The 23,411-nt window shown below is 57.6% G+C and carries 26 protein-coding genes; 10 read left to right on the top strand and 16 right to left on the bottom strand.

Translation table 11 applies throughout. From position 1 onward, the window contains the following. Positions 1–4: 4 nt before the first annotated feature. Together msrA and msrB are read right to left on the bottom strand one after the other, a co-directional pair. Entirely contained in the window at positions 5–514 is a 510-nt protein-coding gene (gene msrA, locus QQL78_RS15060) for a peptide-methionine (S)-S-oxide reductase MsrA (protein WP_284374633.1), read from the bottom strand. Continuing rightward, positions 511–954: a peptide-methionine (R)-S-oxide reductase MsrB gene (msrB, locus tag QQL78_RS15055; protein WP_284374632.1), complete on the bottom strand. Its 444-nt coding sequence runs from the start codon at positions 952–954 to the stop codon at positions 511–513. The genes msrA and msrB overlap by 4 nt, the downstream gene beginning before the upstream one ends. 138 nt (positions 955–1,092) lie before the next feature. Here msrB and QQL78_RS15050 point away from each other — a divergent pair, with 138 nt between their 5' ends. After that, positions 1,093–1,611: a glutathione peroxidase gene (locus tag QQL78_RS15050; RefSeq protein WP_284374631.1), complete on the top strand. Its 519-nt coding sequence runs from the start codon at positions 1,093–1,095 to the stop codon at positions 1,609–1,611. 122 nt (positions 1,612–1,733) lie between these two features. Here QQL78_RS15050 and QQL78_RS15045 read toward each other — a convergent pair whose 3' ends face one another. Both QQL78_RS15045 and QQL78_RS15040 read right to left on the bottom strand, forming a co-directional pair. Next, complete coding sequence (locus QQL78_RS15045) at positions 1,734–2,723, bottom strand: GlxA family transcriptional regulator (RefSeq protein ID WP_284374630.1); 990 nt, start codon at positions 2,721–2,723, stop codon at positions 1,734–1,736. Positions 2,724–2,787: 64 nt separating this feature from the next. Continuing rightward, positions 2,788–3,657, bottom strand: a complete 870-nt coding sequence (locus QQL78_RS15040) for a DMT family transporter (RefSeq protein WP_284374629.1) — start codon at positions 3,655–3,657, stop codon at positions 2,788–2,790. Between the two features lie 145 nt (positions 3,658–3,802). Between QQL78_RS15040 and QQL78_RS15035 the strand changes: the two genes are divergently transcribed. After that, positions 3,803–4,057: a hypothetical protein gene (locus QQL78_RS15035; RefSeq protein WP_284374628.1), complete on the top strand. Its 255-nt coding sequence runs from the start codon at positions 3,803–3,805 to the stop codon at positions 4,055–4,057. A gap of 104 nt (positions 4,058–4,161) precedes the next feature. On the opposite strand, the gene QQL78_RS15030 is transcribed toward QQL78_RS15035, so the two are convergent. The 3 genes from QQL78_RS15030 to ade all read right to left on the bottom strand — a co-directional run bounded on the left by QQL78_RS15030 (position 4,162) and on the right by ade (position 7,911). Beyond that, positions 4,162–4,452, bottom strand: coding sequence for an HU family DNA-binding protein (locus QQL78_RS15030; RefSeq protein ID WP_276151289.1), 291 nt, complete (start codon positions 4,450–4,452; stop codon positions 4,162–4,164). 139 nt (positions 4,453–4,591) lie between these two features. After that, positions 4,592–6,052: an AMP nucleosidase gene (locus QQL78_RS15025; protein ID WP_284374627.1), complete on the bottom strand. Its 1,461-nt coding sequence runs from the start codon at positions 6,050–6,052 to the stop codon at positions 4,592–4,594. Between the two features lie 62 nt (positions 6,053–6,114). After that, a complete protein-coding gene (ade, locus tag QQL78_RS15020; protein WP_284374626.1) occupies positions 6,115–7,911 on the bottom strand; it encodes an adenine deaminase in 1,797 nt (598 codons plus the stop codon). 49 nt (positions 7,912–7,960) lie between these two features. On the opposite strand from ade, the gene QQL78_RS15015 reads away from it, so the two are divergent. The 7 genes from QQL78_RS15015 to QQL78_RS14985 all read left to right on the top strand — a co-directional run bounded on the left by QQL78_RS15015 (position 7,961) and on the right by QQL78_RS14985 (position 13,786). After that, positions 7,961–8,398, top strand: a complete 438-nt coding sequence (locus tag QQL78_RS15015; protein ID WP_284374625.1) for a VOC family protein — start codon at positions 7,961–7,963, stop codon at positions 8,396–8,398. Between the two features lie 2 nt (positions 8,399–8,400). Further along, positions 8,401–9,156, top strand: a complete 756-nt coding sequence (locus QQL78_RS15010; protein ID WP_284374624.1) for a class II aldolase and adducin N-terminal domain-containing protein — start codon at positions 8,401–8,403, stop codon at positions 9,154–9,156. A 24-nt stretch (positions 9,157–9,180) separates the two neighbouring features. After that, positions 9,181–10,143, top strand: coding sequence for a sterol desaturase family protein (locus QQL78_RS15005; protein ID WP_284374623.1), 963 nt, complete (start codon positions 9,181–9,183; stop codon positions 10,141–10,143). A gap of 66 nt (positions 10,144–10,209) precedes the next feature. Then, positions 10,210–11,460: a glycosyltransferase family 4 protein gene (locus QQL78_RS15000; RefSeq protein WP_284374622.1), complete on the top strand. Its 1,251-nt coding sequence runs from the start codon at positions 10,210–10,212 to the stop codon at positions 11,458–11,460. Positions 11,461–11,502: 42 nt separating this feature from the next. Beyond that, a complete protein-coding gene (locus QQL78_RS14995; protein ID WP_284374621.1) occupies positions 11,503–12,357 on the top strand; it encodes an SDR family oxidoreductase in 855 nt (284 codons plus the stop codon). Next, positions 12,347–12,931, top strand: coding sequence for an exopolysaccharide biosynthesis protein (locus QQL78_RS14990; protein ID WP_284374620.1), 585 nt, complete (start codon positions 12,347–12,349; stop codon positions 12,929–12,931). The genes QQL78_RS14995 and QQL78_RS14990 overlap by 11 nt, the downstream gene beginning before the upstream one ends. A 72-nt stretch (positions 12,932–13,003) precedes the next feature. Next, positions 13,004–13,786, top strand: coding sequence for an ion transporter (locus QQL78_RS14985; protein ID WP_284374619.1), 783 nt, complete (start codon positions 13,004–13,006; stop codon positions 13,784–13,786). Positions 13,787–13,832: 46 nt separating this feature from the next. Here QQL78_RS14985 and dxs read toward each other — a convergent pair whose 3' ends face one another. The 5 genes from dxs to QQL78_RS14960 all read right to left on the bottom strand — a co-directional run bounded on the left by dxs (position 13,833) and on the right by QQL78_RS14960 (position 18,221). Beyond that, on the bottom strand, positions 13,833–15,761 hold the full coding sequence (gene dxs / locus QQL78_RS14980) for a 1-deoxy-D-xylulose-5-phosphate synthase (RefSeq protein ID WP_284374618.1): 1,929 nt from the start codon (positions 15,759–15,761) through the stop codon (positions 13,833–13,835). Between the two features lie 8 nt (positions 15,762–15,769). Next, a complete protein-coding gene (locus QQL78_RS14975; RefSeq protein WP_284374617.1) occupies positions 15,770–16,636 on the bottom strand; it encodes a polyprenyl synthetase family protein in 867 nt (288 codons plus the stop codon). A gap of 6 nt (positions 16,637–16,642) precedes the next feature. After that, positions 16,643–16,885 carry an exodeoxyribonuclease VII small subunit gene (locus QQL78_RS14970; protein ID WP_284374616.1) on the bottom strand — a complete coding sequence of 81 codons (243 nt, stop codon included), beginning with the start codon at positions 16,883–16,885 and terminating at the stop codon, positions 16,643–16,645. A 125-nt stretch (positions 16,886–17,010) separates the two neighbouring features. After that, entirely contained in the window at positions 17,011–17,712 is a 702-nt protein-coding gene (locus tag QQL78_RS14965) for a response regulator (protein WP_284374615.1), read from the bottom strand. Beyond that, positions 17,709–18,221: a MarR family winged helix-turn-helix transcriptional regulator gene (locus QQL78_RS14960; RefSeq protein WP_284374614.1), complete on the bottom strand. Its 513-nt coding sequence runs from the start codon at positions 18,219–18,221 to the stop codon at positions 17,709–17,711. Before QQL78_RS14960 ends, QQL78_RS14965 begins: the two co-directional genes overlap by 4 nt. 172 nt (positions 18,222–18,393) lie before the next feature. Between QQL78_RS14960 and QQL78_RS14955 the strand changes: the two genes are divergently transcribed. Beyond that, the gene (locus tag QQL78_RS14955; protein WP_284374613.1) at positions 18,394–19,263 is read left to right on the top strand and encodes a branched-chain amino acid aminotransferase; all 870 of its coding nucleotides are present in this window, start codon (positions 18,394–18,396) and stop codon (positions 19,261–19,263) included. A 67-nt stretch (positions 19,264–19,330) separates the two neighbouring features. Here QQL78_RS14955 and QQL78_RS14950 read toward each other — a convergent pair whose 3' ends face one another. From QQL78_RS14950 to aroC, 4 genes are all read right to left on the bottom strand, one after another. Then, positions 19,331–20,278, bottom strand: a complete 948-nt coding sequence (locus QQL78_RS14950) for a cyclase family protein (protein WP_284374612.1) — start codon at positions 20,276–20,278, stop codon at positions 19,331–19,333. A 94-nt stretch (positions 20,279–20,372) separates the two neighbouring features. Continuing rightward, entirely contained in the window at positions 20,373–20,969 is a 597-nt protein-coding gene (gene cobO / locus QQL78_RS14945; protein ID WP_284374611.1) for a cob(I)yrinic acid a,c-diamide adenosyltransferase, read from the bottom strand. 9 nt (positions 20,970–20,978) lie between these two features. Next, entirely contained in the window at positions 20,979–21,953 is a 975-nt protein-coding gene (locus tag QQL78_RS14940; RefSeq protein WP_284374610.1) for a DMT family transporter, read from the bottom strand. Positions 21,954–22,204: 251 nt separating this feature from the next. Next, positions 22,205–23,308, bottom strand: a complete 1,104-nt coding sequence (gene aroC, locus QQL78_RS14935) for a chorismate synthase (RefSeq protein ID WP_284374609.1) — start codon at positions 23,306–23,308, stop codon at positions 22,205–22,207. Positions 23,309–23,411 lie beyond the last annotated feature (103 nt).

Here is a 23,411-nt window from a genome sequence, read left to right as displayed (position 1 = left end):
CAGATTATTCAGCGGCGGCGCGTTTGGGCAGCACCCAATCGGCACGGGGGAAGTGACAGGTGTAGCCGTTGGGGGTGCGCTCAAGATAATCCTGATGCTCCGGCTCTGCCTCCCAGAAATCGCCAACGGGTTCGACTTCGGTCACAACCTTACCGGGCCAGAGACCAGAGGCTTCGACATCGGCAATCGTGTCCAGTGCAACAGCTTTCTGGTCTTCATCCACATAGTAGATTGCGGAGCGATAGCTCATGCCACGGTCATTGCCTTGCCGGTTTTCCGTTGTGGGGTCGTGGATCTGAAAGAAGAACTCAAGCTGTTCACGGAAAGACGTGACAGCAGGGTCAAAGATCACCTCGATCCCCTCAGCATGGGTGCCGTGGTTGCGATAGGTGGCGTTGGGGACATCGCCGCCGGTATATCCGACGCGGGTTGAAATCACGCCGGGACGTTTGCGGATCAGATCCTGCATGCCCCAGAAACATCCCCCTGCCAAAACTGCGCGCTGTGTGCTCATGCCACGTCCTCCACTTGATTGATGTAATCGCCATAACCTTCGTCGGCCATGTCATCGCGATGGACAAAGCGCAAGGAGGCCGAGTTGATGCAATAGCGCAGACCGCCCCGATCCGGGGGGCCGTCCGGGAAAACGTGACCCAGATGGCTGTCGCCATGTTTGCTGCGCACCTCGGTGCGGACCATGCCCAAGGAAGCATCGGTATGTTCGGTTACATTTTCGATGGCTTTGGTAAAGCTGGGCCAGCCGCAACCGCTTTCGTATTTATCCGCAGAAGCGAACAGCGGTTCGCCAGAGACGATATCGACATAGATGCCCGGTTCCTTATTCCCAAGCAGCTTGCCGGTGCCCGGGCGTTCTGTCCCGCTTTCCTGCGTCACGTGGTATTCTTCGGGTGACAGGTTGGCGACGACTTCGGCGCGTTTTTCGTATTTTGACATGACGTCCTCCTTGGCGCTTGTATTTGGTATATAAGATGGGGTGCGTTTACGGAATTCAAAGGGTTTCTGCGCCCTGTGCAACTTCCCGTGATCAAAGCGCGTGTGTTCTGCGGGATTTGCCGGATAGGGGAGAATAGGATGCGTTGGGTTATTGGGCTGGTTCTGATGATGATCGCAACAGTGGTCTGGGCGGTGCCGCGGGATGTTACATTTGCCAATATTGATGGCGGCACCCTGTCCCTGAACCAATGGGCGGGGCAGCCGGTACTGGTGGTGAATACCGCCTCGCAATGCGGCTTCACCGGGCAATATGAGGGGCTACAGGCGCTGTATGACAATTTCAAAGAGCGCGGTTTGGTGGTGCTGGCGGTGCCATCGGATGATTTTAACCAAGAGCTTGCCAGCGGCAGTGAGGTCAAGGAATTTTGCGAGATTGCCTTTGGGCTGGATTTGCCGATGGCGGATATTACACATGTGAAAGGCGGCAAGGCGCATGCGTTTTACAAGGCGGTTGAGGCTGAAACAGGATTTGTGCCGCGTTGGAATTTCAACAAAGTACTGATCGGCCCGGATGGGAAGGTTGTGGGCACATGGGGTGCCACCGCCAAGCCGCGGTCACCTGAGATCCTTGGTGCGATAGAGTCGCTGTTGCAGTGACTTTCCTTTGTTAGAGCCTGATTTTTTCGGTCTGAATTGAGGTTGTTCCCTTCTGGGATGGGCAAGTGGGCTTGGTTCACAGGTGTGAAAAGTCCCTGTTGCCGTGTCTTGGAAACGGGAGATCAGGGTTTGCCGCTGCCTGACCAAAGCACCTTGCCGTCCGATGCTTCAGTGCCGGGGGGATTGCCATAAGCGGCGCGGTAGCTTTTTGAAAAATGCGATAGGGATTTGAAACCGCAGGCGACACAGACATCGGTCACGCTAAGGTCTGTCTGGCGCAGCAGGTTGCGGGCCTTTTCCAGGCGCAGGTGCAGATAGTAGCGTTTGGGTGAGGTTGAAAGATATCGCGCGAACAGGCGTTCAAGCTGTCGGGTGGAGAGTTTGATCAGCTCGGCGATTTCTTCGGGGCGCAGGGGGTCCTCAAGGTTGTTTTCCATGATCTGGATGGTGAGGAGCAGCTTGGGGTTGCGGACCTCGGGGCGTGATTGCAGGGACATGCGCTGACCCTGTGACTGGGCCCGCGGCGCAGTATAGACCATTTGATCCGCAACCCAGGTTGCAATTTCCACTCCGTAATCCATGCGCACGCGGTGCAACATCAGATCCATGGAAGCGGCCCCGCCAGCAGAGGTAAAGACGCGCCCATCAACCGAAAACAGTGTGTCTTCCATAATGACATCGGGCAGCATTTCGGCCAGTGCGGTTTTATATTCCCAATGGGTTGTGACCCGTTTACCGCCGATCAGACCGGCGAGGGCCAATGTGTAGGTGCCGGAGGACAGGGCACCATAATCCATGCCCTTGCGGGTTTCGCGGCGCAGCCAGTTGAGGACCGGTTTGGTGCTGCCCCGCCCGGCGTTTTCGCCAGCGCAAACGATCAGGGTTTCATGCCGGTCCAGATCGGTCAGCGCGCTATCGGTTTCAATGCGCACACCGTTATATGCAGCGACGGGAAGGCCGCCTTCCGACAGCAACCGCCAAGTATAGAACTTGCGTCCCGACGGGTGGTGATTGGCAAGCGACAGACAATCCAAGGCGCAGGAGAACCCCAAGGTGGAAAATCCGGGGATCAGCAGGAAGGCGTAGGATTTGGGCGCTGCATCAGTGTTCATCTGCAAAGTCTTAAGCGCGATTCCCCGTTAAGGGGCCGTTAAACAGCGGCATCACGTGTCGCGTTTACGCCTTGGATTGACGCGAGACCTGGACCGCAAGGATGCCGGCGGTGATGATTGCCACGCCGAGGATGTCGCGGGCTCCCAGCTGTTCGGAGAGGAGCAGGGCGGCGATGGCGACGCCAAAGAACGGGTTGAGGAAGTGGAAGGTGGCGGCCCGCGTGGCCCCGATGCGGTTGACCAGCCAGAACCAGATGATTGTCGCGGCAAGGCCGGGGAATAGACAGGTATAGGCAAAGGCCAGTGCCAGCGGCAATGTCGGGTTCAGGCGTGGCGTTTCGAAAGCGAGGGTGGCCAGTGTCAGCGCGACACAGCCCACCAGCATTTGCAGACCGACGATCATCAGAAAGTTTCCGCCAGAGGTGGCACCACGCACCAGCAGCGTTGCAGCGGTCAGCGCGATGACGCCAACCACACAAAGGCCAACACCTGCCAGATCGACGCCGCCGCTGATCCGTGCGCCCATGATGATGCTGACCCCGATCAACCCGGCAAACAGACCGGCGATGCCCAAGGGGCGTAACCGTTCGCCAAAGATGATCCAGACGGCAAACCCGACCAGCAGGGGCATGGTTGAGGCGATGATGGCGGCAAGGGAGGCTTCTACGGTTTGCATGGCGATGAAGTTCAAGCCAAGGTAGACGGCGTTTTGCAGGATTCCAAAGATGATGGTCGCGCGCCATTGGGCTGGGGTCAGCCGCATGGATTGGCCAAGCGCCAGTGCAATTGTGACGCCCAGGAGGCCCGAGATAAGATAGCGACAGGACAGGGCAAACAGAGGCGACATATCTGCGACGATGATCCGCGCCGAGGTAAAGGCCGAGGACCACATCATCGCAAAGATCAGCCCCATCAGAATCGCGCGTATGTCCATGTCTTGGCCTTCGGAAACTCGTTTGGCCGCACAGTTTCTTAGTTTCATGGTGGGGGCAAGGCGATAGCGTAATCCGACATGAAGAGGCCGCATTTTCCAATTACTCACGATGCCGTGGAATTGGAAAAGTAGGATGATCTGGACTATGGAAACCCTTTTGGCGGTGCTGATTTGTGTGGCTGTTTTATGTATCTTTGTTGCGAAGGAATATGCCTATAATTGCTTGCCCAAATCCCATTTTCTGAACGGAACTCTCAACAGGTCGTTATACGCGAAGTCGCAGGGCGAACCTTTGGGTTGGTATCGGGGGACCGGTGATTCAGGCGGCGATTTTGAAATAGATCATTTAGGCAGTGATTTAGGCGGGGGCGATATCGGCGGTGATATCGGTGGCGATTGACGGGGGGACCAATCTCTGATGTCCCGGCATTACATCGCAACACTGAAAACGAATAAGGGCCGCCAGATGGCGACCCTAAATGGTGACTTCAGCGTGCTGAAGACTTAGCCGTTAACGCTGTCTTTCAGCGCTTTTGCGATGGTCATTTTCACAACCTTGTCCGCGTCTTTCTTGAACTGTTCGCCGGTCGCAGGGTTACGCACCATGCGCTCTGGGCGTTCGCGGCAGTAGATTTTGCCAACGCCGGGAAGGGTCACGGCACCGCCGCCGGATACTTCGCGTGTGATCAGATTGCAGACGGCGTCCAGTGCTGCGCCTGCGGATTTTTTGTCAGAGCCCATTTCCTCGGCCAGTGCCGCGACGAGCTGAGTCTTTGTCATTGGTTTGGTTGCCATGTTCTTTTTCTCCTTAGACCGCCCAATGTTGGGCCTCATGTGCGGAAAGTAACGGTATGTTGTAGGGAAGCACAACGAATAATCCTGCTAGAATCAGTGAAAATAGCAGTTTTCGTGGATTTTCCGGTGTATTGAGGGGTTAAAGGAAGGCTGTTTCGTCGAAAGAACGCAATTTCCGGCTGTGAATACGTTCCAACGGTGTGGAACGCAAAAGCTCCATGGCGCGGATTCCGATCATCAAATGGCGCGAAACCTGCGTTTTATAGAAGTCCGAGGCCATGCCGGGCAGTTTGAGTTCACCGTGAAGGGGTTTGTCCGAGACACAAAGCAGCGTGCCATAGGGCACGCGGAAGCGGTAGCCGTTGGCGGCGATTGTGGCGCTTTCCATATCAAGGGCGATGGCACGGGATTGGGACAGGCGTTGCACCGGGCCGGATTGGTCGCGCAGCTCCCAGTTGCGGTTGTCGATGGTAGCCACGGTGCCGGTGCGCATGATGCGTTTCAGCTCATACCCCTCCAGCTGGGTGACCTGCGCCACAGCTTGTTCCAATGCGATCTGGATTTCGGCCAATGCAGGAATGGGGATCCAGACGGGCAAGTCATCATCCAGCACGTGATCTTCGCGCAGATAGGCGTGGGCAAGGACAAAGTCGCCCAGGGCCTGCGTGTTGCGCAGGCCCGCGCAATGGCCAACCATAATCCATGCATGGGGGCGCAGCACCGCGATATGATCGGTTGCGGTTTTTGCATTGGAGGGGCCAACGCCGATATTGACCAGCGTGATGCCAGACCCATCCGCACGTTTGAGGTGATATGTCGGCATCTGCGGTGTTTTCACCGTCTCGGGGATTGGTGTTTCGCCATCGGTAATCTCGACATTGCCGGTCGAGACAAAAGAGGTGTAGCCGCTGGTGGGGTCATTCAGTTGATTGCGGGCGTATTCCTCGAACTCGGTGACATAGAATTGGTAGTTGGTGAACATCACGTGACATTGAAAATGTTCGGGATCAGTGGCGGTGTAATGGGCCAGACGGGCCAGTGAATAATCAACGCGCTGCGCGGTGAAAGGTGCCAGCGGGCGCAATTCGTCAACGGGTTGATAGGTGCCGTTGACGATATCGTCATTGGTGGTGGACAGATCCGGCACATCAAAGATGTCGCGTAGGGTGAAATCGGCGGCCCCGTCCTGTGGAATGTTCACGGCATTGTCGCCGGTGACGGCAAAATGCACCGGAATAGGTGTGTTGGACAGGCCAATGGTGACGGGCTGTTCGTGGTTTTCGATCAACAGGCCAATCTGCTGGATCAGGTAACTACGAAACAGGTCGGGGCGGGTGATCGTGGCCGCGAAACGACCGGGCGAAGAGACATGACCAAAGCTGAGGCGGCTGTCGACCTGCGCATAGCTTGAAGTGGCAAAACGGACCTCGGGGTAAAAGGCGCGGATGCGGGTATTGGTGACCGGGGTTTCCAGTACCTCAGCAAAACTGTCTCGCAAGAAGCCAGTGGCCTGTGTGTAAAGCGCTGTCAGACAATCAACGGCTGCGGTCGCATCGGTAAATTCCTGTGGATGCGGTGTATCGGGTGTTAGAATTTTCATTTTTCGGTCTTTCTTTTCTTTTTGGGGCGGTCCTGCCCTTTTGGTGGTGTCTCGTGCCGATGTTACGACACGATAATATCGGTAAATTCGAAGGTGCGCACGTCGACAAGGCCAAGGTCACTGATCCGCAGTTCGGGGATCACAACAAGGGCCAGCAGTGAATGCTGCATATAAGCGTTGTTCAGGGTGCAGCCGCAGTCGCGCATGGCCTGCATCATATTCTCAGTAGCGGCAGCGACATCTGCGGCGGGTTGATCCGACATCAGCCCGGCGATGGGCAGTTCGACCAGTGCCAGTTCGATGCCGTCCTTGAAGATGGTGATGCCGCCGCCGACCTCGCGTAGGCGGTTTGCGGCCAGTGCCATCTGGTCGCGATCGGTGCCGACAACAATCATGTGGTGACTGTCATGGGCCACGGTCGAGGCCATGGCCATGGTACCAGTATAGCCAAACCCGGAGACAAAAGCGTTGACCACGGTGCCGGTGGCGCGGTGACGTTCGACCAGCGCGATCTGTGCAACTTCGCCGGTGGCCTGCACACGGCCATCGGTGACCGGCAGTTCGAATTGCAGCGCCTTGGTGGGGGCCTGATTTTCGACCACACCGATGACGTTTGCAGTCACACCATTGGCCCCATGCGGGGCGTGAATGGTGAAATCATCACCGGCAAGTCTGTTGCGCATATTGACGGTCTTGCGGGCCGTATCGGGCCAGTCGAAATGCGGACATTCGACAAGGCAAGCGCCGTCCTGTGCCACGATCTGACCACGGGCAATAACAGTCTCTATCGGCAGGGTTTTGAGGTCTGACGTCAGGATCACATCGGCACGCCGTCCCGGTGTGAGAGAGCCGATTTCACGCTCCAACCCGAAATGTGTTGCGGTGTTGATCGTTGCCATTTGCAGGGCAATCAGCGGGTCACAGCCACAATCAATGGCATGGCGCACAACACGGTTCATATGGCCATCATTGACCAAAGTGCCGCAATGGGAATCGTCCGTGCAGAGGATCATATTGCGCGGGTCGAGACCCTTTTCGGTGATTGCCGTAATCTGGGTTTCGATATCATACCAGGCAGAGCCGAGACGGATCATCGACCGCATTCCCTGACGCATCCGCTGAATCGCGTCGGCTTCGCAGGTGCCCTCGTGATCATCCGCCGGGCCACCGGCGACATAGGCGGCAAAGGCGGGTCCCAGATCGGGAGAGGCATAATGCCCGCCAACAATCTTACCGGCACGTTGGGTGGCGGCGATTTCGGCCAGCATCTTGGGATCAGCGGCAGAGACACCGGGGAAGTTCATCATCTCGCCCAGACCGATGATGCCGGGCCACTGCATCGCCTCTGCCACATCGTCGGCGGTGATTTCAAAACCTGTGGTTTCCATCCCCGGCGCAGAGGGCGCGCAGGAGGGCATCTGGGTGAAGATATTCACCGGCTGCATCAGCGCCTCGTCATGCATCATGCGCACGCCCTTCAGGCCCAACACATTGGCGATCTCATGCGGATCGGTGAACATGGAGGTGGTGCCATGGGGAATGACCGCGCGGGCGAATTCGGCAGGGGTCAACAGACCGCTTTCGATATGCATATGCCCGTCGCAGAGACCGGGGATCATATAGCGGCCATTGGCCTTGATGATCTGTGTCTCAGGGCCGCGACAATGGCTGGCATCAGGTCCGACAAAGGCGATGCGGCCGGCGGTGATGGCAATGTCATGATCGGGCAAGGCTTCACGTGTATGGACGTTCACCCAGATACCACCAGTGATGATCATATCGGCAGGGCTACGGCCCGCCGCTGTGTTGACAAGTTGCGGGGCGACATCGGGCCATGAAGGGAAAGGTTCTTGCGTCATGTCCCAAGGTGGCACAGTGTTTTGGCAGGTTCAAGCAGGAGTGGGCGGGATGGACTATGAAACCATTGGGGCAGAAGATTTCGGCGCGTCCTTGCGGGGCATCGGGCTAAACCTGTTGGTGCGGGATGTCGCGGCAGAAATTGCCTTTTTAGAGACTGTTTTCGGGATGAAATCGTTCCAGCCTACAGCGGATTTTGCGATCATGACCTATGGGGAGCAGGTGTTTCAGATCCATGCGGACGGCACCTATCATGCCAATCCGCTACTGGGGTTGTTGCCAGAGAATCCCCCACGCGGGGCGGGGATTGAGATCAGGCTTTATGATACCGACCCGGAAACTGCCTGTGCCAAGGCAGAGGTGGCAGGCGGGACAATACTACAGGCCCCGACGGACAAGCCGCACGGGCTGCGCGAGGCCTATATTCTATGTGAAAACGGCTATGCCTGGGTGCCAAGCAGGATCAAAGAGAAATCAAAGGGAGAGTAATAATGAGCGTGACACAAATGAAACCGAATATGGACCACTGGCAGGAACGGGTGGATCTGGCGGCGGCCTTTCGGTGGACCGCACGGCTGGACATGCATGAAAGCGTGGCGAACCATTTTTCACTGGCGGTGAATGACATCGGATCACAGTTTCTGATGAACCCGAACCAGATGCACTTTTCGCGTATCAAAGCCAGCGACATGTTGTTGATTGATGCGGATGATCCAGAGACCTACGAAGGGCCAAATGCGCCTGACCCGACCGCCTGGGGGTTGCACGGTGGGGTGCATAGGGCCTGTCCGCATGCGCGTTGCGTGATGCATGTGCATTCGATCTACGCCACTGTACTGGCCTGTTTACAAGACAGCCGTCTGCCCCCGATTGATCAAAACGCCTGTACGTTTTTCAACAGGATGGTGATCGATGAGGATTATGGCGGGTTGGCGTTTGAGGATGAGGGAGAACGCTGTGCCAAGCTGCTGACCGATCCGAAGCAAAAGGTGATGGTGATGGGATCACATGGGGTGATGGTGATAGGCGACACGGTCGCAGATACCTTTAACCGGCTCTATTATTTCGAACGCGCCGCCGAGACTTATATCAAGGCGTTGCAAACCGGATTGCCGTTGCGCCGTATCTCGGACGAGGTGGCGGAAAAGACTGCACGTGAGCTGGAGGAATATCCGGAACAGGATGCGCGGCATCTGGCAGAGTTGAAAGCGATATTGGACAGTGAAGGGTCGGATTATGCTTATTAGAGACTGTTCGTAGGGAAATTCCTTATGGCGGAATGGAACCACACACCCGAATTGCCGATTGCGGTGTCACCCCTTTGGCAATGGCCGCCCAAACCGTTTCAGGTGTTGAAATGGTATGTGGATGGCTGGTTCTTTCTGACCATTAACATGGGAATTCTGGCGCTGGCGTGGGTGAGTTACCTTTGGTTCAGTCCGACACTGGAACAGGCACTAACATGGGGAGTTGGCTGGGTTGTGCAGGTGTTTCTGCGCAACTTTGTTCTGATCTCGCTGATCGCGGGGGGCCTGCACCTGTGGTTTCATACCTACCGCTTGCAAGACAACAGGATGAAATACGATCCCCGCCCGTTTCCGCGTAAAGGGCGGATGTTCAGTTTCAATGCACAGGTGTTGGACAACATGTTCTGGACGCTGGCCAGTGGTGTCACCATCTGGTCAGCATTTGAAGTGGTGTTCTGGTGGTTGCTGGCCAATGGCTATGCGCCCACAACCAGTTTTGCGCAGACGCCGATCTGGTTTGTCGCCTTCTTTTTCGTGATCCCGATCTGGGAAAGTTTCTATTTCTACTGGATACACCGGCTGTTGCACACCAATCTGTTCTATCGGTTTCACGCCTTGCATCATCGCAATACGGACATCGGGCCATGGTCGGGTTTATCGATGCATCCGGTGGAACATGGGTTTTACTTTGGCACGGTGATCATTCACCTGATCCTGCCGACGCACCCTGTGCATCTGATCTTTCATTTGATGTTTTATGCAATCCTCGCCGTCACCACCCATACCGGTTTTGAGGGGTTGTGGTTTCGCAATGCCAAGCGTGTGAATTTGGGGATGTTCCATCACCAGATCCACCATCGGTACTTTGAAGTGAACTATGGCAATCTGGATGTGCCTTGGGACAAGTTGTTCGGATCATTTCATGATGGTACTGATGAGGGAAAGGTGCGGATGAAAGCGCGGCTGGCTGCACGCAACAGGCGGTGACGCGTTGCGCCTGCTGTGCGGTTTCGATTTACTGTGCGGTAAGGTTAATGCGTTAGGTCCGCCAAGATGAACATACTTTTTGTGCACCAGAATATGCCGGGGCAATATCGCGAGCTGGTGCAATGGCTTGCGGCGCAGGGCGGTCACCGGATTTTCTTTCTCACGCAGAAGAAAGACGCGCCAAATCTGCCGGGGGTCGAGACCCGGATTTACAAGGCGCATCGCAAGCCGCTGAAAGATGCCTATGGGCTGTCCAAGGTTTGGGAGGAGGCGGCGGGCGCAGGGTTTGGCGCGGCGATGGCCGCCCGTCAGATTGAGACCGAGGATGGTTTTATCCCCGACATTGTCATCGGCCATGTCGGTTGGGGAGAGCTGACGTTCTTCAAACAGGTCTGGCCGGATGTGCCGATCATCGGGTTCTTTGAATATTACTACAACATGACCGGCTGTTTGGTCGGCTTTGACCCGGAAGAGCGTGTATCGGAGCATGCACCATTTCTGATGGCGGCGCGCAATTCGGTGCCATTGGCGAATATCGAAGTGGTGGATCAGGGCCATGTGCCCACGCTTTGGCAACGGGATCGTTTCCCCGAAAGTTTTCATAACCGGATGTATGTCTGTCACGATGGCATCAGAACGGATCGGTTGCTGCCAGACCCCAATGTTGAATTGCATCTGGGACGGTTGCAGCATCCGATCAGGAAAGGCGACGAGGTGCTGACCTATGTTGCGCGCAATCTGGAGCGGGCACGCGGGTTTCACGTGTTCATGCGCGCCTTGCCACGGATCATGCGGGAACGGCCCAATGCGCGGGTGCTGATCGTGGGCGGGAACGAGGTGTCCTATGGTGGCAAAAGCCATGATCCAAAAGGGCTGCGCGGTGAGATGGAGCGCGAGGTCGGGGATAATCTGGATTGGGACCGCCTGCATTTTCTGGGGCGCATTCCCTATCCCGACTATCAAAATCTGGTGCAGATCAGCCGCTGTCATGTCTATTTGACGATGCCTTTTGTCCTGTCTTGGTCCTTGCTGGAATCAATGTCGATGGGTGCCACGGTGGTGGCTGCCGATGTGGCCCCGGTGCGGGAGGCGATTACCCATGGTGAAACCGGTATGTTGGTTAATTTCCACGATCCACAGGCGCTTGCCGCGCAGGTGGTGGATGTGCTGGGCCAGCCCGAGAAATATGCACATCTGGGGGTGGCTGCGCGGGCACATGTGGTTCGGGAATATGATTTCCTGACGAAATGCCTGCCTGAACATATCGCACAGATCAACGCATTGGTATCGGCGGATAAACGCATCCAAATGGGGTAATTGCCCCTTGTGATGTGCGGCAGTGCGGGCCATTTTCGCGCCATGGAAAAAACCCTTATATCATTTGGTCATGGCTATAGTGCGCGGGCACTTGCGGCACGGTTGGTGCCGCAGGGCTGGCGGATCATCGGGACCACGCGGTCAGCGGATAAGATGGCAGAGATTGCCGCCACCGGCGTTGAGCCGGTGTTATGGCCGGGTACGGATATCACGGACCTGTTGGAGGCGGCGCAATATCTGTTGGTTTCAGCAGGGCCGGGAGCGGAGGGTGATCCGGTCCTGAATGTGTTGAAGAAAGAGATCACCGTCATGGCACCCAAGCTGCGCTGGGCGGGTTACCTGTCGACCACCGGGGTTTACGGTGACCATCAGGGCGCTTGGGTGGATGAGGATACTCCGCTTACCCCCGCGACCAAGCGGGGCCAGTTGCGGGTTGAGGCAGAGGCGGCATGGCAGGCGATTCCCGATCTGCCGCTGCATATTTTTCGGCTTGCGGGGATCTACGGTCCGGGGCGCGGACCCTTTGCCAAGGTGCGCAAGGGCACGGCGCGGCGGATCATCAAAGCCGGGCAGGTGTTTTCGCGCATCCACGTCGAAGACATTGCACAGGCGCTGGAGCTGTCGATGGCACAACCTGACGCAGGGGCGGTGTACAACCTGTGTGATGATGATCCGGCACCGCCGCAGGATGTGATTGGCCATGCGGCGGAGTTGTTAGGGGTACCCTTGCCCGAGGCGGTGGCATTTGAAACGGCCGATATGACCCCGATGGCGCGCAGCTTTTATGCCGAAAGCAAAAAGGTGCGTAACAACCGGATCAAAGATGCGCTGGGCTGGCGGCCAAAATATCCGGATTACCGCAGCGGGCTGGCGGCAATGTTGCGCGATGATCCGTGAGACTGATCATACCCTGATGCTCTTGCTGGACGGTGTCGCGCATGCGGCACGGGGCGAGGTTGTGAGCGTCGCTGATGTACTGGCTGAATTCGGTGATCGCGCGGTGACCCCGTTTATCCTGTTGGTCTCGCTGCTGCTGGTGTCGCCCCTGTCGGGGGTTCCCGGCGTGCCAACAATCTGTGCGGTGATCATTGTGGTACTTGCGGCGCAGGCATTGCTGGGGCGCGGGACGCTTTGGCTACCGGAATGGGTGAAGCGCAGAAGCATGTCGGCAGCGCGGGTGCGCAAGGCGGTATTCTGGATGCGCAAACCCTGTGCCTTTCTGGACCGGCACTCACGGGCACGTCTGCGGTTTTTGACCCAAGGGCTGATGCGCTGGGTCACCTTGTTGATCTGTGTGATCTTTCCACTGAGCTGGCCACCGCTGGAAATGCTGCCGTTCTTTTCATCCTTTGGCGGGTTGGTGATTGCATTGTTGTCTTTTGGGCTGTTCACCCGTGATGGGATTTATGTATTGGCCGGGTATCTGATTGTCGGTCTTAGTGTCACAGCCACAGTTATTGCGTTGATCTAGCGTCAGTGCTTGTCCTGCCCTGTTGCTGCCCTCATATAGGGCGCGACCTACCCTAGCTTCGGATCACACCACGTGCGTCATAAAATTCAAACGCTTCTGGAAAGCGGCGCTTTTGGCAGCTTTATCATGGGTGTTATCATCTTTAACGCCATTTTGCTGGGGCTGGAAACTTCGGACCGCGCGGTACGTGCCTTCGGGCCGCTGATGCTGTTTCTGGACAGTCTTTGTCTGACGATTTTTGTCGTTGAGCTGGTGCTGAAAATGTATGTGTACCGGCTGCGCTTTTTCCGGGATGGCTGGAACATTTTTGATTTTGTCATTGTGGGCATTTCGCTGCTGCCTGCAACCGACGGCCTGTCGGCGTTGCGGGCGTTGCGAATCCTGCGTGTGCTGCGGCTGGTGTCGACCGCGCCCCGGCTGCGTCGGGTGGTTGAGGGGTTCATCACCGCGCTGCCCGGCATGGCATCGGTCTTTACCCTGATGGCGCTGATCTTTTACATCGGAGCGGTGATTGCGACCAAGCTGTTCGGCAGCGCCTTTGAGGAATGGTTCGGCACCTTGGGGCGGTCAGGGTATTCGCTGTTTCAGATCATGACCTTGGAAAGCTGGTCGATGGGGATCGTGCGGCCGGTGATGGAGACCTATCCGCTGGCCTGGCTGTTCTTCATCCCCTTCATTATGGTCACAACCTTTGCAGTGGTGAACCTGTTGGTCGGCCTGATCGTTAATTCGATGCAGGACGCCCATGCCGAGGAAAGCAATGCCGAGACAGGGGCCTATCGCGATGATGTGGCGGCGCGACTGGCGGCGATTGAACAGCGGCTTGATGCCCTGATCGCACGGCAGAAGGACTAGTTGAGGTCCCGTTAGTTCTGCGTGCTAAGCTTCTCAACTGTATCTATCAGGCGGTTTGTTGGCCAATCTGTGCGATACCTAATGTGTCCAGAACCTTGGCCTCTATCTGCTCGGCGTTCATGCCCGCGACCGCGTACATATCAGCGGGGGAGGCCTGATCGATAAACGTATCGGGCAGAACCATGGAACGGTATTTAAGCCCGCGATCAAACACAGCCTCATCCGCCAGAAGCTGCGCCACATGGGAGCCGAATCCGCCCACGGCACCTTCCTCAATGGTGATCAACGCCTCATGATCAGCGGCCAGCGCAAGGATCATGTCACGGTCCAGTGGCTTCGCAAAACGCGCATCGGCAATGGTGGGGGTGATCCCTTTGGCCGAGAGCGCCTCTGCGGCTTTTTCAACCTCCGCCAGCCGGGTGCCGAAGGAAAGCAGCGCGACGCGACTGCCCCTGGTGATCATGCGCCCCTTGCCGATTTCCAGCGGGATGCCGCGCTCGGGCAGGTCTACGCCGTTGCCTTCGCCGCGTGGAAAGCGGAATGCGATGGGCCCGTCATTATGGGCAACTGCGGTGGCGACCATATGCTTTAACTCGGCCTCATCCGCGGCGGCCATCACGACAAAACCGGGCAGATTGGCAAGATAGGCCACGTCAAACGCCCCTGCATGGGTAGCCCCATCCGCCCCGACCAGTCCCGCGCGATCAATGGCAAAGCGCACCGGCAGGCGCTGGATGGCCACATCATGCACAACCTGATCATAGCCGCGTTGCAGGAAGGTGGAATACATCGCGCAAAAGGGTTTCATCCCGCCAGCCGCCAAAGCAGCGCAAAAGGTTACGCCATGTTGTTCGGCAATGCCCACGTCAAAACAGCGCGAGGGGTAGCGTTCGGCAAAAAGGTTCAGCCCGGTGCCATCCGGCATTGCAGCGGTGATCGCGCAAATCTTGTCGTCCTTGGCGGCTTCCTGCAGCAGGCTGTCGGCAAAAACCGATGTATAGCTGGGCGCGTTGGAGGGTGCCTTTTTCTGCTCGCCAGTGACCACGTTGAACTTGGACACACCATGGCCCTTGTCGCGGGCCGTCTCGGCAGGGCCATACCCTTTGCCCTTTTTGGTCAGCACATGGATCAGGATCGGCCCTGTAGCACGTGCCTTGACGGTGCGCAGGACCGGCAGCAGCTGATCCATGTCATGCCCGTCAATCGGTCCCAGATAGGAAAACCCCAGTTGTTCAAACAGGGTGCCGCCGACGGCGATGCCTTTCAGCATATCCTTGGCGCGTTTTGCCCCTTCGCGGAAAGGTTCGGGCAGCAGGCTGACCGCGCCTTTGGCGGCGGCCTTGAATTCCTGAAACGGTTCCTCGGCATAAAGTCGACTAAGATAAGAGGACATTGCCCCAACCGGTGGGGCAATCGACATTTCGTTGTCATTCAGGATCACGATCAGGCGTTTTTTTAGATGGCCGGCGTTGTTCAACGCCTCATAGGCCATACCGGCCGACATCGAGCCGTCACCGATGACCGCGATGGCATCCCCCACACCCTCGGGCGGGGCACCGCCCAGATCACGTGCCACGGCAAAGCCGAGGGCAGCAGAGATCGAAGTCGACGAATGCGCCGCGCCAAAGGGATCATAGGGGGACTCACTGCGTTTGGTGAAGCCGCTAAGCCCGTCCTTTTGCCGCAGGGTGCGGATACGGTCGCGCCGTTCGGTCAGGATTTTATGCGGGTAACATTGATGTCCCACATCCCAGATCACCTTGTCGCGGGGCGTGTCAAACACAGCATGCAGCGCAACGGTTAACTCCACCACGCCAAGGCCCGCGCCCAGATGCCCGCCGGTGACCGAGACGGCGGAAACGGTTTCTGCACGCAGTTCATGCGCCAGCTGGTGCAGCTCCGCATCGCTGAGCTGTTTCATATCCGCAGGGCGTGTGACACGGTCCAGTATCGGGGTCTTGGGGCGGTCGGTCATGAATTCCCTCAGTTCTTGCGGGCGACGACAAAACGGGCCGCGTCGCGCAGTGTATCGGCATCCTCGCCATAAACACTTAATGCATCACAGGCGGATTGCATTAGCTCATCAGCGCGGCGTTTGGCCCCATCCAGCCCCAGATGGGAAACAAATGTGGCCTTGCCGGCAGAGGCGTCCTTGCCGGTCGCCTTGCCAACAGTGGCGGTATCGCCGGTCACATCCAGAATGTCATCCGCAATCTGAAAGGCAAGGCCAAGCGCCTTGGCATAGGCGGCCAATGGTGCTGTGTCTGTCCCGGCCATGCGAGGCCCCGCCAAGGCGGCCCAGGCGATCAAGGCACCGGTCTTGCCCTGTTGCAGGGCGGTGATGTCTTCCAGAGACAGCGGCGCGGTAGCGGTTTCGGCAGCGATATCCAGCGCCTGACCCAAAACCATCCCCTGCGCACCGGATGCCACGGCTAGCGTCCGCGCCAGTTTTGCGCACAGATCGCCGCTGCCGACCTCCGGGGCGGTGACCAGTTCAAAGGCCAGCGATTGCAGGGCATCCCCTGCCAGCACCGCTGTTGCCTCGTCCCATTTGCGATGCACGGTGGGTGCGCCGCGTCGCAGATCATCGTCATCCATGCAGGGCAGATCGTCATGCACCAAAGAATAGGCATGCAAGGCCTCAATCGCTGTGGCGGGCCAGATCGCCGCCTCAGGTCCGATGCCATGCAGCCGTGCCGTCTCCAACACCAGAAACCCGCGCAGGCGTTTGCCTCCGCGTGTGGCATGGGCCATGGCCTGCACAACGGGCACATCATCCATCCGGGCCAATATGTGATCGAAATGTGCCGCAACGCGATCCGCGGCTTTGTTCAAGGCATCGGCAAACACGAAGCCTTACAGCCCCTCGACAGGTTTCAGCCCGGTCGGGTTGCCATCCCCGTCCAGCGTGATCGCCGCGACTTTTTCCTCGGCCTCTTTCAACTTGGTCTCGCAGCGTGCTTTCAAGGCCGCGCCGCGCTCATAGAGGGCAATGCTCTCTTCCAATGCCACATCGCCGCGCTCCAGCTGCCCCAGAACCTTTTCCAGCTCCGCCATTGCGGCCTCGAAACTCATTTCCTCAATCGCTGTGTCAGACATCAACGCGCCTCATATTTCTTCATTCAGCGCCACAATAAACAGGAACAGCGCCCTTCGCCAGACACGCTTTGCATCTCTTTTTGGCCCTATATACTGTCCGCACCCACAACCCGCGCCAACATATGCTAATCAGGTGCCAGCATATATCCCGCGCCGCGCACGGTTTGCAGATAACGCGGTTGTTTCGGGTTATCCTCGATCTTGCGGCGCAATCGCGTGATCTGGACATCGACCGCACGTTCTTGTGCCTGCCCACGGTCCCGGCCCAGTTCCTCGACCAGTTTGGCACGGCTTAGCGGTTCGCCGGGTTTGGCGGCAAAGATCTTCATCAGCTGCACTTCAGTCGCCGTCAGCCGCACCAGAACATCCCCTTCCCACATTTCGCCGCGTTCCAGATCATAACGGATCGCGCCCAGCGACATCACCTTTGGCGCAACATCCTCGGCGCTGGTATCGGGCATGCGCCGCAGGATCGCATTGATCCTGAGAAGCAACTCCTTGGGTTCAAACGGTTTGGCCAGATAATCATCCGCCCCGGCTTCCAACCCTTCAATGCGGTTTTCGGTCTCGCCTTTGGCCGTCAGCAGCAAGATTGGCGTTTGCATGGTTTCGCGCAAGGAGGCAGTCAGGGCCAGACCGTCCTCTCCGGGCATCATCACATCCAGCACGATCAGGTCAAAATCCAGACCGGCAAGGATGCGCCGGGCATGGGCGGCATCCCGTGCCGCAGTCACCAGAAAACCATGGCGCATGAGGAATTTCTGCAAAAGCGTGCGGATGCGTTCGTCATCATCCACAATCAGCAGGTGGGCGTCCATCTCGTTCAAGGGCCGGTCTCCCGCAATCTGGTGTAGCTCAGGCGCATTTCGGGATCCATCATCGCCTCCAGTACGGTACGAAACCCGGCCACTGCTTCGGGTCCGGCATCACGAAAGGCGGCCCTAAGCCGTGCCCGCTGTGCGTCTGACAATTGTTGTTCCAATGTGCGGCCCTGTTCCGTCAGATGAAGATGTCGTTCGCGTTTGTCATTCCGCCCAACCTTACTTTTAACCAGACCATCGGCAACCAAAGTGCGCAACACACGATTAAGCGATTGTTTTGTCACCCCCAGAATACTCAACAGGTTGTTCACCGTTGTCCCCGGTGCGCGTCCGATGAAATGCAGGGCACGGTGATGGGCGCGCCCATAGGCCATTTCAGACAAGATACGGTCCGGGTCGGCGGTAAACCCGCGATAGGCAAAGAACATGGCCTCGCTGCCTTGGCGCAACTGTTCATCTGTCAGAAACAGCAGGTTTTCGCCCCGGGCAGGGGTGGAATGGCGGGTATCGGCCATGGGGTGCCTCATCAATCGGTTTTCGCTCTGTCGGTTGTCCCAAGTTTACGTCAGCCTTGTTGACACTCCAAGAGTGAAAGGCTAGTCAAATTCAGCTTTTGCGACAGGATGTGTCTATTTTTTGGATGTCTGCGCAATATTCATAAAATGACAAAGGTTCAGGAGAAATACCATGGCGGGTGCATATGATGATCGGGACGGCCAGATCTGGCTGGATGGCAAGTTGGTGGAGTGGCGCGATGCGAATATCCACATTTTGACCCATGCCATGCATTACGCGTCATCGGTGTTTGAGGGGGAGCGCGCCTATGGTGGCAAGATCTTCAAAAGCCGTGCACATTCGGAACGCCTGAAACGTTCTGCTGAGATGGTGGATTTTACAATTCCATGGACCGTGGACGAGATTGAAGCCGCCAAGGTTGAGACCCTTGCGGCCTCCGGTTTGCAGGATGCCTATGTGCGGGCCATCGCATGGCGCGGGGCGGGTGAGGACATGGGGGTTGCCTCTGCCCGCAACCCTGTACGTCTGGCCATCGCAGTTTGGGAATGGGGTGCCTATTACGGTGATGCAAAAACCAAAGGCGCAAAACTGGACATCTCCAAATGGAAGCGTCCCTCACCGGAAACGATTCCATGCCACGCAAAAGCGGCGGGCCTTTATATGATCTGCACCATGTCCAAACATGCTGCTGAGGCAAAGGGCTGTTCGGACGCGATGATGTTTGATTATCGCGGCTATGTGGCCGAGGCGACGGGAGCGAATATTTTCTTCGTCAAGAATGGCGAGGTACATACGCCAGACCCGGATTGTTTCCTGAACGGGATCACGCGCCAGACGGTTGTGGGGATGCTGAAGGAAAAGGGCATCAAGGTACACGAGCGCCACATCATGCCGGAAGAGCTGGAAGGGTTCGAGCAATGCTGGCTGACAGGCACCGCCGCAGAGGTCACGCCGGTGGGGCAGATCGGCGACTACACGTTCGAGGTTGGCGCGATGACGCGGGATATCGCGGAGAGCTATGAGAAGTTGGTGCGGGTTTAGTCTTTCACCACATCTGATCTACAAACGGGGCAATAAAAATTGCCCCGTTTTTCGTTTTTAAGGCAGCTTAATACAGCGCAACCGGATTGATCATCGCCTGCACGGTGCCTTGGATACGGGCCTGGCCCAGGACAAACATGAACTCATTTACCCCTTCGCGCAGCAGGGGGCCGACATTCATCGTCTCCAGGATGTAGATGCCGTTGTCTTTCAACAGGGTTACATGGCCGTAGAACACCTTGTCCCCCTCTGCCGGCGGGATGGCATCCAGTCCCCATGTATCTGCGCCAACGGCGATTGGGTTCAATGAGGCGAGATAGACCGCGCCTTCGTTGGTCAGGCCCGGCTCGGCCGCACCCCATGCGGCGGGATCGCTTTCGAACATGCCTTCGGTCCAGCCGGTGTGAAACAGGATGATGTCGCCTTCCCCCAGTGTCACACCCTGCGCTGCGGCGGCTTCCTTGATCTCGGTGGAGCCAAAGCTTTGACCGGCGGCCATCACTTCAACGCCAGCATGGGCGGCCATGTCAAGGACCACGCCGCGCCCGACAAGCGGCGGCACAGCATGGGTGCCCAGTTTGGTCAGGCCCGTGATAACGCTGATTTCTTTCTCGTCATGACAATTGTAATACATGCCGTCCTCGCCCAGATGGCCCAAGCCATCGAGTTGCGAACCGATACCGATCCATGTTTGCAGGATGTCGTCATTGTAATTGCCTTCATACCCGAAACCGGACAGCTTGATGCCGCCTTGCTGGTTGGGCTGAACCACTTGCAGGTTCAGCGAACGGGGCGGAAAGGCAGGTGTGTCGGTGCCGATGGTAATGCCCAGCGGCAGGGACTTGCCTTGTTTGATCAGTTTGGCCGCGGCCAAGGTGCGTTCGGGGGTGACCAGATTGGCAGAGCCGATGGTGTCACCTTCACCCCATTGTGAATGCTCGCAATCCTGCGCCAACGCCCCTGTCGCGCCCAGACCAAAGGCCAATAGGGCGCTTAATACGTAAGTCTTGTTCATGATATCCCTCCCTAGAAAAGGTCAGGCTAACATGATTCTTCTACCCTAGATGGTGACGTAGCGTCATTTTGGCAGGCGCTTCATCAAGGAGCGCTTAAAAATCAACGCCACGCTGGGCTTTGATGCCAGCTTTGAACGGGTGTTTCACTTCGGTCATTTCGGTCACCAGATCGGCATATTCGCAGAGTTCAGGCTTGGCGTCGCGTCCGGTCAGGATCACGCCGGTGCGCTTGTCGCGCGCGTTCAAGCCGGCGATGACATCTGCCACTGACAGATAATCATAGCGCATGGCGATGTTGATTTCATCCATGACGATCAGGTCGTAATCGCCGCTTTCCATCATCTCGCGGCCCTTGGCAAAGGCAGCTTGGGCGGCGGCGATGTCGCGGTCCTTGTCCTGTGTGTCCCAGGTGAAACCCTCGCCCATGGTATGCCAGGTGACCTCTCCCAGACGGTCGAAAAACTGCCGTTCGCCGGTTTTCCATTTGCCCTTGATGAACTGGATCACACCGACCTTTTGTTTCCAGCCCAGGGCACGCACAACCACGCCAAAGGCCGAAGAGGATTTGCCTTTGCCAGCGCCGGTATGCACCAGCACAAGGCCTTTGTCGGGGTCCTGCAACTCGGCCACTTTGGCGCGTTGGCTGGCCTGGCGTTCCTGCATCTTCTGCTTGTGATCATCGTCTGACATGTGAAGTCCTCAGTTGGGTGAGCCCGCGGGGGCGATACTGGGTTTTGATTTGCTGCGGTCCAGCCCCAGCTGGCGTTCGCGCCATATGATCAATACGCCACCGGCAATGACAAGGGCGGCACCGATCAAAATGGTCGGGGTCGGGATTTCGCCAAAGACCAGCCAGCCGATTGCGGTGGCAAAGATCATTGAGGAATAGTCAAAGGGTGCCAGCATGGAGGCGGTGCCAAACCGGTAAGAAGAGGTGACCATGATCTGCGCCACGCCTCCGATCAGACCGGCGCAAATGACCAGCCCCAGCACCTCAAACCCCGGATTTGTCCAGGCCAGTGACGGTATTGGAAATACCCAGCCCAAGGGCAGGCTTAGCAGCGACACAACGGTGGCTGTCAGCGAGAAATAGAACACGATGGCCGAGGTGCTGTCGGTTTGCACCAAGCGGCGCACATGGATCTGCACCAATGCCCGCAGGATCGAGGCGGCAAGCACCAGCAGCGCCCCAAAGGTCGCCGCATCGGAATAGCTTTGATCAAGCGACAGGCGCGGGGCGAGGACAATCATCACACCGACAAGGCCAAGCACAACAGCAGACAGGCGGAACAGGCGTATCTTTTCGCCCAGCAGCACAGCGGCAAGGATCACGGTGAACATCGGTGTGGCATAGCCGATGGCGGTAACTTCGGGCAGGGGCAGCAAGGCCAGACCGGCAAAGGTCAGCGCCATTGCGGTGGTGCCGAACAGCCCGCGCCAGACATGCCCAAGGATGTTATTTGCCTTGAACCCATCGTGCAGATGCCCCTGTTGCCAGAGCCAGATCACAATGATCGGCAAGGCAAAGAATGAGCGGAAGAACACCGCCTGACCGGGGGGAACAGCATCGGAAGCGGCTTTGATCAGGGCTGCCATCACCATGAACAAAAAGACCGCGCCGGTTTTCAGTGCGATGGCGCGAGCGGGATTGTTATAGGTAAGTGAAGCTGCCATGCGGCATTTAATGCGCCTCTGACTGGGGAAGTGCAAGGCGGGTTTGCCAGCGCTGTTGCGATTCGTGGTTCGCCCAGCTTGGGTATTCTAAAATCGGAGAGGCAGATGCAGGCAGCGCGCAATGCATCGTTGCCCGCCGTTGGTGTATCCAATTGGCGAAAAAGCCATTTGATAAAGAACAGCGTTGGGTTGGGAGAGCCGCGTTCAGAAGGATCGATCCATCCGTCCGGCGATGGCGGCAGACAAGACGCCTAGCCGATGTGCCCGCGGTTTTCACCAACCTGCCCGCGGTGCAGCAACATATGATCCAGCAGCACACAGGCCATCATCGCCTCGCCCACTGGCACAGCACGGATGCCGACGCAGGGGTCGTGGCGGCCCTTGGTGATGATCTCGGTTTCTTCACCGGATTTGGTGATGGTCTTGCGGGTGGTCAGGATGCTTGAAGTTGGCTTCACGGCAAAGCGCAGAACAATGTCCTGCCCGGTGCTGATGCCGCCCAGAATGCCGCCGGCGTGGTTTGACGAATAGCGCGGCTGCCCGTCGTTCCCCATAAAGATCTCATCCGCGTTCAGCTCGCCTGTCAGCATCGCCGCTGACATGCCTTCACCGATTTCCACCCCTTTGACAGCGTTGATCGACATCATTGCCGCAGCCAGATCGGTATCCAGCTTGCCGTAGACCGGCGCGCCCAGACCGGCGGGCACATTGCGCGCGGTTACTTCGATGATCGCGCCAACGCTGCTACCGGATTTGCGCAGCCCATCAAGGTAGTCGGCCCATTCGGTTGCCGCTTTGGCATCTGGTACCCAGAAGGGGTTTTGTTCGATCTGGTCCCAATCAAAGCTGTTGCGGTCAATTTGGTGTGGGCCCATCTGCACCATATAGCCGGTGATCTGCACATCCGGCGCAATCGCCTTGATCGCCTCCCGCGCCAGACCGCCCGCTGCCACACGGCTCGCGGTTTCACGTGCCGAAGACCGCCCGCCACCGCGATAGTCGCGGATGCCGTATTTTTGGTAATAGGTGATATCGGCGTGACCGGGGCGGAACTTGTCCATGATATCGCCGTAGTCTTTGGAGCGCTGATCGGTGTTTTCGATCATCAGCTGGATGGGTGTGCCCGTGGTCACACCTTCAAACACCCCTGACAGAATGCGCACCTCATCCGCCTCGCGCCGCTGGGTGGTGAATTTGTTCTGACCGGGTTTACGCTTGTCGAGCCAGTGCTGGATCATCTCGGCTGTGATCGGCACACCCGGAGGGCAACCATCGACAGTTGCGCCCAAAGCCGGTCCATGGCTTTCGCCCCAAGTGGTCACGCGGAAAAGATGGCCAAAGCTGTTGATCGACATATGCGGTGCTCCTGTTGGGGAGAGCTTTAGCGGGCGATGAGAGGTGGCTCAAGGGCAGAGAGTGGCGCGTGGTGTTTTGGAGGTAGGGTGTGCGGAGATTGCT

This window comes from Sulfitobacter pacificus (assembly GCF_030159975.1).
In the GTDB taxonomy this organism is placed as follows: domain Bacteria; phylum Pseudomonadota; class Alphaproteobacteria; order Rhodobacterales; family Rhodobacteraceae; genus Sulfitobacter; species Sulfitobacter pacificus.
The sequence above is the reverse complement of the archived record's forward strand: the minus strand, read 5'-3'. Positions and strand labels throughout refer to the sequence as shown.

Coding starts and splice junctions, on each gene's coding strand:
- msrA (WP_284374633.1), bottom strand. CDS start 514: ATGAGCACACAGCGCGCAGTTTTGGCAGGGGGATGTTTCTGGGGCATG.
- msrB (WP_284374632.1), bottom strand. CDS start 954: ATGTCAAAATACGAAAAACGCGCCGAAGTCGTCGCCAACCTGTCACCC.
- QQL78_RS15050 (WP_284374631.1), top strand. CDS start 1,093: ATGCGTTGGGTTATTGGGCTGGTTCTGATGATGATCGCAACAGTGGTC.
- QQL78_RS15045 (WP_284374630.1), bottom strand. CDS start 2,723: ATGAACACTGATGCAGCGCCCAAATCCTACGCCTTCCTGCTGATCCCC.
- QQL78_RS15040 (WP_284374629.1), bottom strand. CDS start 3,657: ATGGACATACGCGCGATTCTGATGGGGCTGATCTTTGCGATGATGTGG.
- QQL78_RS15035 (WP_284374628.1), top strand. CDS start 3,803: ATGGAAACCCTTTTGGCGGTGCTGATTTGTGTGGCTGTTTTATGTATC.
- QQL78_RS15030 (WP_276151289.1), bottom strand. CDS start 4,452: ATGGCAACCAAACCAATGACAAAGACTCAGCTCGTCGCGGCACTGGCC.
- QQL78_RS15025 (WP_284374627.1), bottom strand. CDS start 6,052: ATGAAAATTCTAACACCCGATACACCGCATCCACAGGAATTTACCGAT.
- ade (WP_284374626.1), bottom strand. CDS start 7,911: ATGACGCAAGAACCTTTCCCTTCATGGCCCGATGTCGCCCCGCAACTT.
- QQL78_RS15015 (WP_284374625.1), top strand. CDS start 7,961: ATGGACTATGAAACCATTGGGGCAGAAGATTTCGGCGCGTCCTTGCGG.
- QQL78_RS15010 (WP_284374624.1), top strand. CDS start 8,401: ATGAGCGTGACACAAATGAAACCGAATATGGACCACTGGCAGGAACGG.
- QQL78_RS15005 (WP_284374623.1), top strand. CDS start 9,181: ATGGCGGAATGGAACCACACACCCGAATTGCCGATTGCGGTGTCACCC.
- QQL78_RS15000 (WP_284374622.1), top strand. CDS start 10,210: ATGAACATACTTTTTGTGCACCAGAATATGCCGGGGCAATATCGCGAG.
- QQL78_RS14995 (WP_284374621.1), top strand. CDS start 11,503: ATGGAAAAAACCCTTATATCATTTGGTCATGGCTATAGTGCGCGGGCA.
- QQL78_RS14990 (WP_284374620.1), top strand. CDS start 12,347: ATGATCCGTGAGACTGATCATACCCTGATGCTCTTGCTGGACGGTGTC.
- dxs (WP_284374618.1), bottom strand. CDS start 15,761: ATGACCGACCGCCCCAAGACCCCGATACTGGACCGTGTCACACGCCCT.
- QQL78_RS14970 (WP_284374616.1), bottom strand. CDS start 16,885: ATGTCTGACACAGCGATTGAGGAAATGAGTTTCGAGGCCGCAATGGCG.
- QQL78_RS14960 (WP_284374614.1), bottom strand. CDS start 18,221: ATGGCCGATACCCGCCATTCCACCCCTGCCCGGGGCGAAAACCTGCTG.
- QQL78_RS14955 (WP_284374613.1), top strand. CDS start 18,394: ATGGCGGGTGCATATGATGATCGGGACGGCCAGATCTGGCTGGATGGC.
- QQL78_RS14950 (WP_284374612.1), bottom strand. CDS start 20,278: ATGAACAAGACTTACGTATTAAGCGCCCTATTGGCCTTTGGTCTGGGC.
- cobO (WP_284374611.1), bottom strand. CDS start 20,969: ATGTCAGACGATGATCACAAGCAGAAGATGCAGGAACGCCAGGCCAGC.
- QQL78_RS14940 (WP_284374610.1), bottom strand. CDS start 21,953: ATGGCAGCTTCACTTACCTATAACAATCCCGCTCGCGCCATCGCACTG.
- aroC (WP_284374609.1), bottom strand. CDS start 23,308: ATGTCGATCAACAGCTTTGGCCATCTTTTCCGCGTGACCACTTGGGGC.